Annotated in this window: 14 protein-coding genes; 10 read left to right on the top strand and 4 right to left on the bottom strand. The window is 64.4% G+C overall.

The genetic code is table 11. The annotated features are described in order from the left end of the window. Positions 1-120: 120 nt before the first annotated feature. Entirely contained in the window at positions 121-1,203 is a 1,083-nt protein-coding gene (locus GGD40_RS35020) for a calcium:proton antiporter (RefSeq protein WP_179746801.1), read from the top strand. 27 nt (positions 1,204-1,230) lie between these two features. Here the strand turns inward: GGD40_RS35020 and GGD40_RS35015 are convergent, their stop codons facing one another. Then, positions 1,231-2,124 (bottom strand): LysR substrate-binding domain-containing protein, encoded by an 894-nt coding sequence (locus tag GGD40_RS35015; RefSeq protein ID WP_179746800.1) that lies wholly within the window; start codon positions 2,122-2,124, stop codon positions 1,231-1,233. 505 nt (positions 2,125-2,629) lie between these two features. Between GGD40_RS35015 and GGD40_RS35010 the strand changes: the two genes are divergently transcribed. From GGD40_RS35010 to GGD40_RS34980, 7 genes are all read left to right on the top strand, one after another. Beyond that, positions 2,630-3,724, top strand: coding sequence for an ABC transporter substrate-binding protein (locus tag GGD40_RS35010; protein WP_179746799.1), 1,095 nt, complete (start codon positions 2,630-2,632; stop codon positions 3,722-3,724). Continuing rightward, positions 3,721-4,674, top strand: coding sequence for an ABC transporter permease (locus tag GGD40_RS35005; RefSeq protein WP_179746798.1), 954 nt, complete (start codon positions 3,721-3,723; stop codon positions 4,672-4,674). Before GGD40_RS35010 ends, GGD40_RS35005 begins: the two co-directional genes overlap by 4 nt. Next, positions 4,671-5,558, top strand: coding sequence for an ABC transporter permease (locus GGD40_RS35000; protein ID WP_179746797.1), 888 nt, complete (start codon positions 4,671-4,673; stop codon positions 5,556-5,558). The genes GGD40_RS35005 and GGD40_RS35000 overlap by 4 nt, the downstream gene beginning before the upstream one ends. A gap of 59 nt (positions 5,559-5,617) precedes the next feature. Further along, entirely contained in the window at positions 5,618-6,688 is a 1,071-nt protein-coding gene (locus GGD40_RS34995; RefSeq protein WP_179713786.1) for an ABC transporter ATP-binding protein, read from the top strand. A 40-nt stretch (positions 6,689-6,728) separates the two neighbouring features. Next, the gene (locus GGD40_RS34990; protein ID WP_179746796.1) at positions 6,729-7,553 is read left to right on the top strand and encodes a transporter substrate-binding domain-containing protein; all 825 of its coding nucleotides are present in this window, start codon (positions 6,729-6,731) and stop codon (positions 7,551-7,553) included. 96 nt (positions 7,554-7,649) lie between these two features. Next, positions 7,650-8,408: an amino acid ABC transporter permease gene (locus tag GGD40_RS34985; RefSeq protein ID WP_179746795.1), complete on the top strand. Its 759-nt coding sequence runs from the start codon at positions 7,650-7,652 to the stop codon at positions 8,406-8,408. Between the two features lie 2 nt (positions 8,409-8,410). Further along, entirely contained in the window at positions 8,411-9,067 is a 657-nt protein-coding gene (locus GGD40_RS34980; RefSeq protein ID WP_179713788.1) for an amino acid ABC transporter permease, read from the top strand. Between the two features lie 140 nt (positions 9,068-9,207). Here GGD40_RS34980 and GGD40_RS34975 read toward each other — a convergent pair whose 3' ends face one another. Genes GGD40_RS34975 through GGD40_RS34965 form a run of 3 tightly spaced genes read right to left on the bottom strand, consistent with a single transcriptional unit; the run spans position 9,208 to position 13,220 of the window. Then, positions 9,208-10,506, bottom strand: coding sequence for a cytochrome c (locus GGD40_RS34975; RefSeq protein WP_179746794.1), 1,299 nt, complete (start codon positions 10,504-10,506; stop codon positions 9,208-9,210). Between the two features lie 13 nt (positions 10,507-10,519). Continuing rightward, complete coding sequence (locus tag GGD40_RS34970; protein WP_179746793.1) at positions 10,520-12,763, bottom strand: xanthine dehydrogenase family protein molybdopterin-binding subunit; 2,244 nt, start codon at positions 12,761-12,763, stop codon at positions 10,520-10,522. A 1-nt stretch (position 12,764) separates the two neighbouring features. Beyond that, on the bottom strand, positions 12,765-13,220 hold the full coding sequence (locus GGD40_RS34965) for a (2Fe-2S)-binding protein (protein WP_105509735.1): 456 nt from the start codon (positions 13,218-13,220) through the stop codon (positions 12,765-12,767). Between the two features lie 363 nt (positions 13,221-13,583). Between GGD40_RS34965 and GGD40_RS34960 the strand changes: the two genes are divergently transcribed. Both GGD40_RS34960 and GGD40_RS34955 read left to right on the top strand, forming a co-directional pair. Continuing rightward, positions 13,584-13,982: a hypothetical protein gene (locus tag GGD40_RS34960; protein WP_179746792.1), complete on the top strand. Its 399-nt coding sequence runs from the start codon at positions 13,584-13,586 to the stop codon at positions 13,980-13,982. 437 nt (positions 13,983-14,419) lie between these two features. Continuing rightward, positions 14,420-15,238 (top strand): alpha/beta fold hydrolase, encoded by an 819-nt coding sequence (locus GGD40_RS34955; protein WP_179713793.1) that lies wholly within the window; start codon positions 14,420-14,422, stop codon positions 15,236-15,238. Positions 15,239-15,314: the final 76 nt, after the last annotated feature.

The raw sequence follows: 15,314 nt of genomic DNA, 5'->3' as shown, positions 1-15,314 counted from the left end.
TTATAATTTAATGCGTTAGAGCGCATTGTTGACACGATGCGTTAGCATTCGCGCTCGCTTCAAGCTCCAGACGGCGGCCGTTCGCCCCCGTCCCATACCAGCATCGAAAAGGAAGCCCGAATGACCACGCCCGCGACCGTTTTGCCCCGCTGGACTATTGCCGCGCCGCTCGTCGCGTGGATCGTGCTCGGGCTCGCCTACGCACTGCCGGGTAACGGGCTGCTGCTCGCGCTGGTCGGCGTCGCGCTGTGCGCCGCGGTGTTCACGGCGGTGCATCACGCGGAAGTGGTCGCGCATCGCGTCGGCGAACCGTTCGGCACGCTGGTGCTGGCGGTGGCCGTCACGGTAATCGAGGTCGCGCTGATCGTTTCGGTCATGCTCACCTCCGGCCCGGAAAAAGCCGGGCTCGCGCGCGACACGGTGTTTGCGGCGGTCATGATCGTCTGCAACGGCATTGTCGGCATTTGCCTGCTGGTGGGCGGCATCCGCCATCGCGAGCAGGATTTTCAGAGCCGCGGCGCATCGGCGGCGCTGGCCGTGCTGGCGTCGCTGTCGGTGCTGACGCTCGTCATGCCGAACTACACGACCACCAGCGTCGGCCCGATCCTGTCGCCTTCGCAACTGGCTTTTGCCGGCGTGTCGTCGCTGGTGCTGTATGGCGTGTTCGTGTTCGTGCAGACCGTGCGCCATCGCGATTACTTTCTCGCCGATGCGTCGGACGAAGATGCTCATGCCGCGCCGCCGAGCGTCGGCGTCGCGCTCGCGGCCGGCGGCTTGCTGCTGGTGTGCCTCGTCGCCGTCGTGCTGCTCGCGAAGATCCTGTCGCCGATCGTCGAAACCGCGGTAAAGAACGCGGGCGCGCCGGCGGCGGTGGTGGGTATCGTGATCGCGGCGCTGGTGCTGCTGCCCGAAGGGCTCGCCGCCGTGCGCGCGGCGCGCGCCGATCGCTTGCAGAACAGCATGAATCTCGCGCTCGGCTCGGCGCTGGCCAGTATCGGCTTGACGATTCCGACCGTCGCCGCGGTGTTTCTGTGGAACGGCCAGCCGCTCATGCTCGGCATCGACGGCAAGGAAACCGTGCTGCTGATCCTCACCTTGCTGGTCGGCACGCTCACGCTGAGCAGCGGGCGCACCACGATTCTGCAAGGCGCCGTGCATCTGTCGCTGTTCGCGGCGTATCTGTTTCTGTCGTTCGCGCCTTGAAGCCTTGACCTGACGCCTTGACCTGAATTATTCCTCCCAATGGGCCGCGATCCAGTCGCGGAACAGATTCAGCTTCGGCTGGTGCGCCACCGAGTCCGGATATACGAAGTAATAGCGCCAACCGGTCTTCAGCACGGTATCGAACGGCCGCACGAGGCGGCGCGCCGTGACGTCTTCGTCGATCAGCGCGAGGTCGCTGATCGCCACGCCGAATCCTTGTAGCGCGGCATTGGTCGCCATATCGAGCGTGTCGAAGCTCGGGCCGTGCTCGGCGTCGACCGCCGGCGCCTGCGTCGGGTCGCCTTCGCTGGCCTTGGCCAGCCACATCTTCCAGTCGCGATGATCGCGAGTGGGATGCAGCAGCGTGTGGCGCGCCAGGTCCGCGACCTGCGCGAGCGGCTTGTCCTTCAGCAGATCGGGCGCGCACACCGGCGTCAGACGCTCCTCGAACAACGGCACCGCCTGCACGCCCGCGCCCGGCGACGAGCCGTAGATAATCGCGGCGTCGAACGGCTCGCTCTGGAAATCGACGTCGTGCTGCCAGGTGGTGGTGATCTGCACATGCAGATCCGGGTATTCGGCCTGGAAGCGCATGATTTTCGGCAGCATCCAGCGCATTACGCAGGTCGGCACTTTCAGCGCGAGATCGGTGCGCTGCCGCGTGAGCCGCAACGAAATCTCTTCGATGCGCGCGAAGCTCTCCTTCACGGCGGGCAGCAGCATTTCGCCTTCGGCGGTCAGCGTCAGGCCTTTTGCGTGACGCTTGAAGAGCGGGAACTTGTAGTAATCCTCGAGCGCGATGATCTGCCGGCTGACCGCGCCTTGCGTGAGACACAGGTGGTCGGCGGCGCGCGTAAAGCTGCGATGGCGCGCGACGGTTTCGAAAATCTGCAGCGCGTTGAGTGGCGGAAGGCGGCGCATCGGAGTCGTCCGGGATCAGGAAAAGTCATTGTTTGGGCGAAGCGACGCGCATCGCCCAACTCGCTGTCAAGCCCACAGGATACGCGATCGGACAGGCCCACACGAGGGCTGAAGCGCCCCAGCCGCATGCGCCGAATTCATGCTTCCGCAAAAACGGCACGCTGAACGCGCCATTCCGCACCATGCCGGGGCAAGCCGCCAAAGCATCGCACCAGAACCGAGCTTTCCTCATACCTCCACGCGCCCCTCAAGCGTACCCGAACCGTGGACGTTAACCCGCATACGCCCCGCCCTCGGTGCTCTGGCCGAGCGCGACTAATTCGTCCCGTCCGCCGCGCCAACCCCAGCGCATGAGATTCCGTCATGCCCGTCATGCGCATATTTCGTTTGTTGAGGGATTTTGGCAAACCTAGAGTGCATCAACACGCCGCGCAACCGGGCGGTGCAGCGTCAGCGGTCACAGTAATTTTCATCAGGCAACAGGCGTTCAACACGGGAGACCGCCATGCAAGAGATCAAACGGGGTAGAAGGCAGGCCATCAAGGCGATCGGCGCGGCGCTGGCGGCATCCACCTTGCCGATGCCGTTCGTCAATCTGCGCGCGCAGGAACAGAACTTCAGCGGCAAGACCTTGCGCCTGCTGACCTGGTCGGACGACACCGGCGCCGCCGCGCTGCGCAACATCGCCCAAACCTTCACAACGAAGACCGGCTGCAAGGTGATCGCCGACCGCGCCGACGGCACTTCGGGCATGGTCGCGAAGCTGAAGGCCGCAGGCGATCGCCCTACTTACGACGTCATCACGCTGGCCGGCGTGGGCGCGTCGGGTCTCGGCGACGCCGGTCTGCTGATGAAACCCGACCTCGACAAGCTGCCCAATCTGAAGGACGTCGCGCCGCAGTACCGCACGGGCGCGAACGGTTTCGGCGTGGGCTATCTGCTGTGGTCGGACGGCTTGATCTACAACACGTCGACGGTCAAGAGCGCGCCCACCTCGTACGAAGCGCTGTGGGATCCCAAGTACGCCGGCCGCCTGTTCCTGCCGCCGCCCGAGTGGGCCGAAGCGGTCGACCTCGCGATCATCGCGGCGAAGATGAACGGCGGTTCGCAGCAGAACATCGAGCCGGGCTTCAAGAAGCTGATGGAACTGAAAGACCGCGTGATGACGCTCGGCGAGAACCCGAACCAGGTGGCCGATCTGTTCCGCACCGGCTCGCTCGACATCGGCGGGATTTATTCGCCGGCCTTTTTCCCCGACCAGATCCGCAAGCCCGAATACAAGATGGGCGTGACCTACGGCATGAAAGAAGGCTTCGCCACGCAACTCATGTTCACGGTGATCCCCAAAGCGCATCCGGCCGACAGCGACGTGATCCACGCCTTCATCAACCATTCGCTCGACGCGGGTGTGCAAGGCCGCATGGCCGCCGACGTGCTGAACGGCCCGGTCAATTCGAAAGCCGTGATTCCGGCCGAGAGCCGCGCGTTCGTGCCGAGCCCGAAGCAGATCGCCGAGAAGGCCGTGTTGCATGACGACAAGGCGCTCGCCGTCGTGCAGCCGGCGTGGATCAAGCGTTACACCGAAATTTTCTCGGCATGACACCGATGCTCGCGCGCTTTTCGCGGCGTGCTGCGTCGACGGCGGCTTCTGGTGAAGCCGCCGTCGGCTCCCCCACACCGGACGCGCCCGCCGCCTCCGCGATGGAAAAAGCGCGCCCCTGGCTGCTGCTCGCGCCGATCCTGCTGTTTCTCGCGGTGCTCGGCGCGGCGGCGCTGGTGGTGCTGCGCATGAGCTTCGGCACGCAGGGCAACGAGTGGCGCGGCTTCACGCTGCAGAACTACGCCGACCTGCTCGACAGCTACTTCCTGAAGTCGTTGTGGCTCACGCTGAAGCTCGCGTTTCAAAGCATGATCTGCGCGGTGCTGCTCGCCATTCCGGTCGCGCTGGCCATGGCGCGCACCCAATCGCGGCTCGCGCGCCGCCTGCTGCTGGCTGGCGTGCTACTGCCGCTGCTCGTCAATCTGCTGCTGCAAGGCTATGGCTGGCTGATCATTCTCGGCCCGGCCGGTTTGCTCAATCACGCGCTGCTCGGCTGCGGGCTCATCCAGCGTCCGCTGATGTGGCTGTATCGCGAGAACGGCGTGTTGCTCGGCCTGATCCAGACCGCCTTTCCGCTCGCCGTACTGCCGCTGTCCAGCGCGATGCGCGCGGTATCCCGCTCGTATGAAGAAGCCGCGGCCACGCTCGGCGCGACGCGTTGGCAAACGCTGCGTCACGTGTTGTTGCCGCTGGCCATGCCCGGTCTGGTGTCGGGCGCGCTGCTGGTGTTCGCCTACAACGCCAGCGCGTTCGCCGTGCCGCTGCTGCTCGGCGGACGGCGCGTGCCGATGCTCGCCGTGCTGGTCCACGATCAGGTTGCGCCCTTGCTGAACTGGCCGGCGGCGTCTGCGTCGGGCGTCGTTCTGATGATCGCCACGTTAACGGTGATGGCGCTGTCGCAGCGCCTCGTGCGCCGGTCCCAGCGTCTCGCGGAGGAGCCCCACGCATGAGCACGCCCATTCGCCGCGCGGATCTTCAGCCCCGTCCGCCGCTTTTCCCGCGCTGGCCCGCCGCGACCATGCCGGGCCAACTCGGCAAGGCCGCCGCGTTGCTCGCCGCGATCGTGCTGTTTCTCGCCGCGCTGCCGATCCTCACGATGATCACGATGTCGTTCAGCGCCGCCGACACGCTCGAATTCCCACCGCACGCGTACGGCTTGCACTGGTATCGCGCGGCATGGCATAGCTTCGTGTCGCCGGATGCGAGCGACTCGCTCTCCATGGGCGCCGCGTTGAGCACGAGCCTGATCGTTGCGCTCTCAACCATGCTGATCGCCACGCTCGTCTCCGTGCCCGCCGCCTACGCGCTGAGCCGCTACCGTTTTCGCGGCAAGCCGGCGGTCGAACAACTGGTGGCGTTGCCGCTGGTCTATCCGCTGGTGATGCTCGGCTTGTCGCTGCTGCTGGTGTTCAACGTGCTGCCGGTCGAGCTCGGCGTGTTCCGCCTGATCATCGCGCACGTGATTCTGGCGCTGCCTTTCACTGTGAAGAATTGCGCGGCCTCGGTCGCCTCGATCGGCCCGGAGTTCGAGGAAGCCGCCTGCGTGATGGGCGCGAGCCCGCTGCGCGCACTGGTCGACGTGATCCTGCCGCTGATGCGCCCGGGCATTCTCGCCGGCATGCTGTTCGCGTTCATCGTCTCGTTCAACGAGTTCACGGTGACCTTCTTTCTGTACGGCATCGATACGATGACCTTGCCGGTGTGGCTGTATAGCCGCACGGTGTCATCGCTCGATCCGACCGTGTTCTGTTTCGCGGTGTTCATCGTCGCGATCGACTTCGCGCTGATCTGGCTGCTCGAAAAATTGGTCGGCGATGAAGGCGTGGCGCTTTGAGCGCCGCCTGTATCGCATTGGACCAGGCGAACCGTGACACCTCTTTGCTGGAGCATTCGATGACCCATCTCACCTTGCAGGCTGTGACCCGTCGCTTCGGCGCGGCGCAGGCCGTCGACAGCGTCGATCTGAGCGTGCCCGATGGCAAGCTGGTGTGCTTTCTCGGCCCGTCCGGCTGCGGCAAGACCACCTTGCTGCGGATGATCGCCGGTCTGGAAACGCCGACCTCGGGCAGCATTCATTTCGCCGGCCGCGACATCACGCGGCTGCCGGCGAATCAGCGCGATTTCGGCATGGTGTTCCAGTCGCTTGCGCTGTTTCCGCACATGACGGTCGCGCAGAACGTCGCCTATCCGCTGAAATTACGCAAGACCGCCAGGGATCAGCAGGCGCGCCGCGTCGCCGAATTGCTGGAGCTGATCCAGTTGCCGCACATGGCGAACCGGCCGGTCACGCAACTCTCCGGCGGCCAGCGCCAGCGCGTGGCGATTGCGCGCGCGATCGCGTCGCAACCGAAACTGCTGCTGCTCGACGAACCGCTGTCCGCGCTCGACGCCAAACTGCGCGAAGCAATGCAGGTGGAAATTCGCCTGCTGCAACAGCGCCTGGGCATCACGACGATCATGGTCACGCACGACCAGCGCGAAGCGATGACCATGGCCGACGAAATCGTCGTGATGGAGAAAGGCCGGATTGCGCAAGTCGGCAAACCACTGGATATTTATCGCGATCCGGTCAGCGAGTTCGTGGCGGATTTCATCGGGCTGGGCAATATCCTGCCGGTCACTTACGATGGCGCCGGCGGCGTGAATCTGCCCGGCGGCCGGCGCATCAGCGTGGCGCAAAACGCGCGCATGCCGGAGTCCGGCAGCGATATCCGTCTGCTGATCCGGCCGGAGGACGTGTGCGTCAAACCGGCTTCCGACACCGCGGGTCCGAACCGGCTGGCCGGCACGGTCACGTTTATCCGCGACGTCGGCGCGTCGCTCGAAGCGACGATCGATTGCAGCGGCTTCACGCTGACCGCCGCGACCACGCCGCGCGAAACGCCGGGCCTAACGCTCGGCATGCCGGTGCTCGCGGAATTGCCGTCGCACGCGTGCAAACTGATCGCCGCGCGCGCCCACTAAAACCTATTCCAATACCGATCCACTCGACAGAGGAAAGACCATGACCCAAGCTCAAGCCGCTCACTCCAGCACGCGCCGCGTGTTCGCGACGCTCGCCGCCGCGCTCGCCTTCACCGGCGTCGGCGCGCTGTGCGCGTTTTCGTCGGCCGCGCAGGCCGATGCGCTCGACAGCATCGCCAAATCGGGCACGGTACGCATCGGCGTGTTCGAGGATTACCCGCCGTTCGGCTCGATCGGTCCGGACATGAAGCCGATGGGCTACGACATCGACGTCGCCAATCTGATCGGCAAGGCGCTCAACGCCAAGGTCGAACTCGTGCAGGTGACGGGAGACAACCGTATGGCCTATCTCGCCGACCACAAGGCTGACATGCTGCTTTCAGTCGGCCAGACGCCGGAGCGCGACAAGGTGATCGACTTCTCGCAACCGTACGCGCCGTACTACCTCGCCGTGTTCGGTCCGAAGTCGCTGCCCGTGAAGAACGCCGCCGACCTCGCCGGCAAGTCGATTTCGGTGGCGCGCGGCACGCTGGAAGACCTGAGCGTGACCAAGATCGCCCCGCCCTCGGCCAACATCAAAAGATTCGACGATCCTAACGGCGCAATATCGGCGTTCCTTTCTGGTCAGGTACAGTTGATGGTAGTCGGCAACGACGTCGGCGCCACGATTCTCGCGCGTCATCCCGCGAACGATCCGGAGCAGAAATTCTCGCTGTTCAGCTCGCCGGATCACGTCGGTCTGAACAAGAACGAGCCGCGTCTGAAGCAGAAAGTCGACGACGTGATTGCCAAGGCCCGCAAGGACGGCACCATGAACGCGATTTCGCAGAAGTGGCTGCGCGCGCCGCTGCCGGCCGACCTCTAACATTTTTTTGCGCGACCTGTCCGAGGTATCCCTTCAGAGGATTGCCTCGGGGCCTGGAAACGCGGCGGAGTCTGACCTCACGATGAGCGCCACGCCATGACTTATGCGTTCGATTTCAGCGGCTTCGGCCTCTATGCGGGGATGCTCGTGCGCGGCGCCGCCGTCACGCTCGGGCTCACCGCCGTCTCCACCGTGCTCGGCGGCCTGGTCGGCATTGGCGGTGCGAGCATCGCGGTGGCCGGGCCGAAATGGGCGCGCTGGGTCGTGGCGAGTTATGTGGAGCTGATCCGCAATACACCGTTCATCGTGCAGTTGTTTTTCGTGTTCTTCGGCTTGCCGAGCCTCGGCATTCATATCGACGAAGTGCAGGCCGCGATTCTGGCCATGACCGTCAATCTCGGCGCCTACGCGATCGAGATCGTGCGCGCCGGTATCGATTCGATTCCGCGCGGCCAGGTGCAGGCGGCGCAAGCGCTCGGCCTGCAGGGTCGCCAGGTGTTCCGCTTCGTGGTGCTGCCGCAGGCAATCGCCAACGTGTTTCCCGCGCTGCTGAGCCAGGTGCTGATCGTCATGCTCGGCTCGGCGGTGGTGTCGCAGATCTCGGTGCCCGATCTCACCTACGCGGCCAACTTCATCCAGTCGCGTAACTTCCGTTCGTTCGAGAGCTACGTGATCATCACGATCACGTATCTGGTGTTGTCGATCGTCTTGCGGCAACTGCTCAACCGCTTCGGGCGCGGCCTGTTCGCGGGCCGGGCCGCCCGCGGCAACAGCCATGGCAGCGGCAACGCGCCGCGTAACTGGCGCGACCGCCTGATGTGGCGCGGCGCCCGCACTCTGCCCACGGAGCGTTGATCATGGTCGAATTCACGCTGTGGGACATCGCCCGTAATCTGTTGCTCGCCGCGCGCTGGACGGTGCTGCTGTCGTTGATCGCGTTCGTCGGCGGCGGCATCGTCGGGCTGATACTGCTCACCATGCGCGTGTCACCGATTGCCTGGCTGCGGCGCGTGGTGATCGTCTACGTCGAAGTGTTTCAGGGCACGCCGCTGCTGATGCAGCTATTCCTCGCGTTCTTCGGCTTGCCCCTGCTCGGTGTCGACGTCTCGCCGTGGGTCGCGGCGGCTGTCACGCTCACGCTCTATACGAGCGCGTATCTGGTCGACATCTGGCGCGGCTGCGTCGAAGCAGTGCCGCGCGGTCAGTGGGCCGCGGGCGCGAGTCTCGGCATGACGTTCAGCCAGCAATTGCGCTATATCGTCTGGCCGCAGGCGTTGAAAATCGCGGTGGCGCCGACGGTCGGTTTTCTCGTGCAGGTCGTGAAAAGCACCGCGCTGGCGTCGATCATCGGCTTCACCGAATTGACCAAGACCGGCTCGATGATCACCAACGCCGCGTTCCGCCCGTTTCCGATCTACGGCATGGTCGCAATGATTTACTTCGCGATGTGTTTTCCGTTGACGTGGTACGCGCGGGTGCTGGAGAAACGGCAGAAGGTGGGACAGCATCGGTGAGTTTTCTGGGGCTTCGTTGATGCTTCGTTGACGCAGCGGCTTCAATGCAAAAAGCGGTAACCGTGTGGCGAACACGGTTACCGCTTTTTTTTGCAGCCCAACTTTCGCAGCGTTGAGCGTTCAGCGTGAAGCCCGTATAACTATCGAGCCGCCTGCGTCGACTTCCGCAACTTCGCCACCTCGGCCGCGCTCACCGTCGGCGCGCCGTTGTTCCAGCCCGATCGCACGAAGCTCAGCACGTCGGCGATCTGCTGGTCGTTGAGCACCGGCGCGTACTTCGGCATCGGATACGGCGCGGGAATGCCGCCGATCACCAGATCTTCCGTGCCGTTCAGCGTCACGTTGATCAGCGACGACGGGTCCTTCTCGAGCACGTTCGGATTGCCCGCGAGCGGCGCCAGCATCGGCGCGAAGCCGCGTCCGTCGACGCCGTGACAGTGCATGCAATACGCGGTGTAGACGCGTGCGCCGGCGTCGTTCGCGGGACGGTTCAGCGATACCTTGGTGGCCTGCGGATCGTACGCGTACGGCGGCGCATTGCTGCCACCCGCCGGCGGCAACGACTTCAGATACGTCGTCATCGCGGCGATGTCGGTGTCGTTCAGGCCCTGCGTGCTGTTGTTGATCACGCTGGTCATCGAGCCGAACGCCGACGCATGGCGATTCGCACCGGTCTTCAGGAACGCCTGCAGATCCTGATCGTTCCAGCGCCCCAACCCGACGTTGTGCTCGCCGGTCAGATTCGCCGCGAACCAGCCGTCGAGCAGGCCACCGGTCAGGAACGCGCTGCCGCTTTCGTCGAGCGCCTTCTCCTGGAACGCGATGCCGCGCGGCGTGTGGCACGAACCGCAGTGGCCGAGGCCCTGAATCAGGTACGCGCCGCGATTCCACGCCATGTCTTTGCCCGGTTTGTCCTGATAGGCGCCCTTCTCCAGGAACACCATGTTCCAGAACTTCAACGGCCAGCGCATGTTCAACGGCCACTTGATGTCCGCTTCGCGATTCGCCTGCTGCACTGGCGCCACGCCGCCCATGAAATACGCGTACAGCGCTTTCATGTCGTCGTCGTTGACCTTCGCATACGACGGATACGGCATCGCCGGATACAGGTTGTGGCCGTCTTTCGCGACGCCTTCGCGCATTGCTCGCGCGAAGTCTTCCTCCGTATAGCCGCCAATGCCGGTCTTCGGATCGGGCGTGATGTTGGTGGTGTAGATCTGGCCCATCGGCGTGGTCATCGGCAGGCCGCCCGCGAACGGCTTGCCCTTCGGCGCGGTGTGGCAGGCCACGCAGTCGCCGACCTTCGCGAGATAGGCGCCGCGTTGCACCAGTGCGGGATCGGCGGGTTGTGCGGCGGCATAGGCCGAGCCTTGCGTGAGCGCCAGCAACGGCAACGCGACGCACAACGCCGCGCCGACACCCTTCAGTGTGTTTTTCATGATCGGGCTCCGGTTAGGCGGTTTGCAGTTGGCTGCCGACCGGCAAGTGCCGCAGGCGCTTGCCAGTGGCCGCATAGATCGCGTTGGTCAGCGCAGGCGCGAGCGCCGCCGTGCCAGGTTCGCCGATGCCGCCGGGCGCCTCCCCGCTCTTCACGATATGCACCTCGATAGGCGGCGTCTGGTCGATCCGCAGCATCCGGTAGTCGGTGAAATTGTTCTGCTCGACGCGGCCGTCCTTGATCGTGATCTCGCTGTACAGCGCCGCCGTGATCCCGAAGATGATGCCGCCCTGCACCTGCGCTTCGATCGTGTTCGGATTCACCACCATGCCGCAATCGACCGCGCACACCACCCGCTTGACCGCGACCTCGCCCTGATCCACCGCCACATCGACGACGATCGCGAAGAAGCTGCCGAACGCATGCATGACCGACACGCCGCGGCCCTGGCCCTTCGGCAACGCACTGCCCCAGCCCGCCGACTGCGTCGCGACGTTCAGCACGTTCAGCGCGCGCGGCGTCTTGCCCAGCAGATCCTGGCGATATTTGACCGGATCGACTTTGGCCTGCGCCGCGAGTTCGTCGATGAAACTCTCCACCACGAAGGTGCCGCGCGTCGGACCCACGCCGCGCCAGAACGCGGTGGGCACCGCGTGCGGTTCCTGGCGCACGTAATCGATCAGTTGATTCGGCAGGTCGTACGGCAGGTCGGCGGCCACTTCGACCGCGTCGGGATCGATGCCGTTCTTGAACGCGGGCGGTGCGAAGCGCGCGATCACCGACGAGCCGACAATCCGGTGCTGCCACGCGATCGGCTTGCCGTTCGCGTCGAGACCGGCGGAGATCTTGTCGTAGTAGTACGGCCGGTACATGTCGTGCTGAATGTCTTCTTCGCGCGTCCAGGTCACCTTCACCGGCGACGACACCTGTTTCGCTACCTTGACCGCCTGCGTGACCATGTCGAATTCGAGCCGCCGGCCGAAGCCGCCGCCGATCAGATGGTTATGCACGACGATCTTGTCGGCCGGCAAACCCGTGACCGCCACCGCGGCATCCACGACCCGCGTCGGCACTTGCGAGCCGAGCCAGACGTCGCAGCCGTCGGGGCGTACGTGCACGGTGCAGTTGATCGGCTCCATGGTGGCGTGCGCGAGAAACGGCTGCTGATACACCGCGTCGACGCGGGTCTTCGCATCCGAAAACCCTTTCCCGACGTCGCCGTCTTTCCGCGCCACCGCGCCGTTGCGTTCCGATGCAGTCGCGAGATCGCCGACGATCTGCTGCATCGAAATGGCCGCGCCCGCGCCTTCGTTCCATTTAATGTCGAGCGCCTGCACGCCGCGTTTGGCGGCCCACGTGTGGTCGCCGATCACCGCGACCGCGTTGTCGATCTTGACGATCTGGCGCACACCGGGAATCTTCTTCGCGTTGGTATCGTCGACGCTCGCGAGCGTGCCGCCGAACACCGGGCAGTTCGCGATCGCCGCGTAGACCATGCCGGGCACGCGTACGTCGAGCCCGAACAGGGCGGTGCCATCCACTTTTTCCGGCGAATCCAGACGCTTGGGCGACGTGCCGATCAGCTTGAAGTCTTTCGGGTTCTTCAGCGGCACGTTCTGCGGCGCGGGCAGTTTGGCCGCGGCGTCCGCCAATTGACCGTAACCGAGGCTGCGCTGGCTGGCCGCATGGATCACCTGGCCGGCCTGTGCGTGGCAGCTCGCCGGATCGACCTGCCATTGCTGCGCGGCCGCCTGGATCAGCACCACGCGCGCGGCGGCGCCGGCACGGCGCATCGGCTCCCACGCGTAGCGGATCGAGGTCGAACCGCCGGTCAACTGGCCGCCGAGCAGCGGGTCCATGAAGAGCTTTTCGTTGGGCGGCGCGTGATCGACCGTGACCGAATCGAGCGGCACTTCGAGCTCTTCGGCGATCAGCATGGGGATCGACGTGTAGACGCCCTGGCCCATCTCGACCTTGGGGATCACCAGCGTGACCTTGCCCGCCGTGTCGATCTGGATGAACGCGTTCGGTGCGAACACGCCGCTTTGCGGCGTCTCGACCCCATCGCCGCCAATCACCGATTTACCGGCCTTCTGATCCTGGCTGGCCGCCGGCAGGCTGAAGCCGAGCAGCAAACCGCCGCCGGCCGCCGCGCCCACCGTCACGCCGAATTTCAGAAACGTGCGGCGCGACACGCGCCCCGCCTTCGCACCGGACGGCTGTGCGCCGTTGCCTGCATCGAGCAATCCCTGGGACATGTCAGGCTCCCTTCGCGGCTTGCTTGATCGCCGCGCGGATGCGGTTATACGTCCCACAGCGGCAGATGTTGCCGGCCATGGCGGCATCGATATCCGCGTCGCTGGGGTTCGGGTTGCTCGTGAGCAGCGAAGCCGCCGACATGACCTGCCCCGACTGACAGTAGCCGCACTGCACCACGTCCAGTTGCCGCCAGGCCTGCTGCACTTTCTGGCCGGCGGGCGTGCTGCCGACCGCTTCGATGGTGGTGATCTTGCGGTCGCCGACCGCGGCGGCCGGCAAGACGCAAGAGCGCACCGCGACGCCGTCGAGATGCACGGTGCATGCGCCGCATTGCGCAATGCCGCAACCGAACTTGGTGCCGGTCAAACCGACGAGGTCGCGTAAGACCCACAACAGGGGCATGTCGGGTGGGGCGTCGACGGTATGCGTTTCGCCGTTGATATTCAGGGTTGTCATTGAGCGGCTCCGAGTGGGGTTTATTGTTGATGAGGCTGTTTAGACAGAGACGTCGAACCAAAACGGTGAGCCTTGCCGCGTTTATTCGATAAGCCGGACTAATACGCGCGGCGGCTCGCGTTCAGTTCAAACAGGCATTCGATGCAGGGCGCGAACGCGTCGGCGATGATCGGCAAATTGTAGTCGCGGATAAATAATTTCGCAGCGACCCCCACGCGCGCGTGGCCCGTTGAAATGCTTTAGCGGTCATGGGCCGCCGATTTTGCTAGCATGGTTCCGGTTTGGAACGATTGCATGTACCCGAATACCTGAATACCCGAATGCCGGATGCGATCCGGCCTGACACTCCGAAGGAGCAGCACGATGAACGACCAGCAATGCACTCAATTCCTCTCGGATATTCGCCGACCTCTGCTGTCTCTGCACAAAGCGATTCTCGACCACGAACGCGCGGCGTATGAAAAGGAATTCGGTCCGGTGACGCCGGCGGCGTTTCTGCAAGTGCTCATCAACGGCTCGGGGTTTCGCTGGCTCACGCCGCTCTCGACGGTGATCGCGAGCGTCGACGAAATCCTCGACGACAAGGAAGCCGACACCGCCGACCGGGTCGGCGCAGCCGAAGCGGTCACGGGACTTTTCTCGCCCGACGCGCCGAACAATATTTTTCTGCCGCGCTATCTGCCGTTGTTGCAGGCCGACCCGGCGATTCTGCATCACCATGGGCAGGTGGCGCAGTTGCTGCGTGGGGTGACGGAGAAGTGAGCGGTTGGCTGTGATGTTTTTTTAAGGCCGGCGTGAGTCGACGCGCGCCGGCTTGCTCGAATGCGCGATGCGCGCCGTCGGCTCCCGAATTTCCTCACCATTGAGAAGTGCGCTTTTTGATAGGCTGAGCGTGGTCGGATTGAGTACGACCATCGGCAGCTATCAGGAATTACCAGGCTTCCGGTATTCAGCAGATGCGAAAAGCCCTTATTTCAGGCCGATTTATGCGCGATTCGTAAGAGTGGGCGTCGCAGGCGTGTGTTGTTTGCGATTTGAATCGGCCGGCGACCCACTCAAAATCGAATTTGCCTGGCTTTGCTGAATAAACTCAAGGTGAGCTTTTTCGGGAACCGCACGCCTGCCGCTACGAAAACCCGATCAGCGCGCTTCGCGGTGCCCTGCTAAGGTAAGCGAACTCTCTTGCGACATTCACTGCCATGCAAAACTGGCCGCTCCCCGAAAGCTACTCGTTCCGCGATCAGACCGTGCGCTTCAACGTAACCGGCACGGGTCCGCCGCTGGTACTGATTCACGGCACGCCGTTTTCTTCGTATGTGTGGCATCGCATCGCGCCGCATCTCGCGCAAAACCACACGGTCTACTACTACGACCTGCTCGGTTACGGCCAATCCGAACAACGCGAGGCGCAAGACGTCTCGCTCGGCATCCAGAACGTGCTGCTGGCGGCCTTGCTCGCGCATTGGCAGTTGGAGAAGCCGGACGTGGTCGCGCATGATTTCGGCGGTGCGACTTCGTTGCGCGCGCATCTGATCGATGGTTGCGAGTACCGCAGCCTCACGCTGATCGATCCGGTTGCGGTGGCGCCGTGGGGGTCGCCCTTCGTGCGCCACGTGCGCGAGCACGGCGACGCGTTTGCCGGGCTGCCGCCTTACATCCACGAAGCGGTGGTGACAGCGTATCTACGCGGCGCGATTGCGCGTGAGATGCCGGACGGCGAACTCGCGCCTTATGTGACGCCGTGGCTCGGCGCGACGGGACAGGCTGCGTTCTACCGGCAGATCGCGCAGATGGATCAGCGCTATACCGACGAGGTCGAAGCGCGCTATGCACAACTGCGCTGCCCGGTGCAGATTCTGTGGGGCGAAGAGGATCAGTGGATTCCGCTGGCGCGCGGCCGTCAACTGGCTGCGGCGATGCCGAACGCACGCTTTCAGGCGGTGCCGAACGCCGGCCACCTGATGCAGGAAGACGCGCCGGAAGCGATCGTCGCTGCGGCGCTGCGCTGGGTCGCTTGAGGGCGCGGGTTTAACCGCGCCCTTGCACCGCCAAAGTTGAATGCAGTTGAGCGGTGCGCGGGTTCGCGTAAAGACG

The sequence above is a fragment of the Paraburkholderia bryophila genome (genome assembly GCF_013409255.1).
In the GTDB taxonomy this organism is placed as follows: domain Bacteria; phylum Pseudomonadota; class Gammaproteobacteria; order Burkholderiales; family Burkholderiaceae; genus Paraburkholderia.
This window is presented reverse-complemented; position numbering and strand designations above follow the sequence as displayed.

Coding starts and splice junctions, on each gene's coding strand:
- GGD40_RS34995 (WP_179713786.1), top strand. CDS start 5,618: ATGACCCATCTCACCTTGCAGGCTGTGACCCGTCGCTTCGGCGCGGCG.
- GGD40_RS35020 (WP_179746801.1), top strand. CDS start 121: ATGACCACGCCCGCGACCGTTTTGCCCCGCTGGACTATTGCCGCGCCG.
- GGD40_RS34985 (WP_179746795.1), top strand. CDS start 7,650: ATGACTTATGCGTTCGATTTCAGCGGCTTCGGCCTCTATGCGGGGATG.
- GGD40_RS34960 (WP_179746792.1), top strand. CDS start 13,584: ATGAACGACCAGCAATGCACTCAATTCCTCTCGGATATTCGCCGACCT.
- GGD40_RS35005 (WP_179746798.1), top strand. CDS start 3,721: ATGACACCGATGCTCGCGCGCTTTTCGCGGCGTGCTGCGTCGACGGCG.
- GGD40_RS34980 (WP_179713788.1), top strand. CDS start 8,411: ATGGTCGAATTCACGCTGTGGGACATCGCCCGTAATCTGTTGCTCGCC.
- GGD40_RS34955 (WP_179713793.1), top strand. CDS start 14,420: ATGCAAAACTGGCCGCTCCCCGAAAGCTACTCGTTCCGCGATCAGACC.
- GGD40_RS34990 (WP_179746796.1), top strand. CDS start 6,729: ATGACCCAAGCTCAAGCCGCTCACTCCAGCACGCGCCGCGTGTTCGCG.
- GGD40_RS35015 (WP_179746800.1), bottom strand. CDS start 2,124: ATGCGCCGCCTTCCGCCACTCAACGCGCTGCAGATTTTCGAAACCGTC.
- GGD40_RS35000 (WP_179746797.1), top strand. CDS start 4,671: ATGAGCACGCCCATTCGCCGCGCGGATCTTCAGCCCCGTCCGCCGCTT.
- GGD40_RS34970 (WP_179746793.1), bottom strand. CDS start 12,763: ATGTCCCAGGGATTGCTCGATGCAGGCAACGGCGCACAGCCGTCCGGT.
- GGD40_RS34965 (WP_105509735.1), bottom strand. CDS start 13,220: ATGACAACCCTGAATATCAACGGCGAAACGCATACCGTCGACGCCCCA.
- GGD40_RS34975 (WP_179746794.1), bottom strand. CDS start 10,506: ATGAAAAACACACTGAAGGGTGTCGGCGCGGCGTTGTGCGTCGCGTTG.
- GGD40_RS35010 (WP_179746799.1), top strand. CDS start 2,630: ATGCAAGAGATCAAACGGGGTAGAAGGCAGGCCATCAAGGCGATCGGC.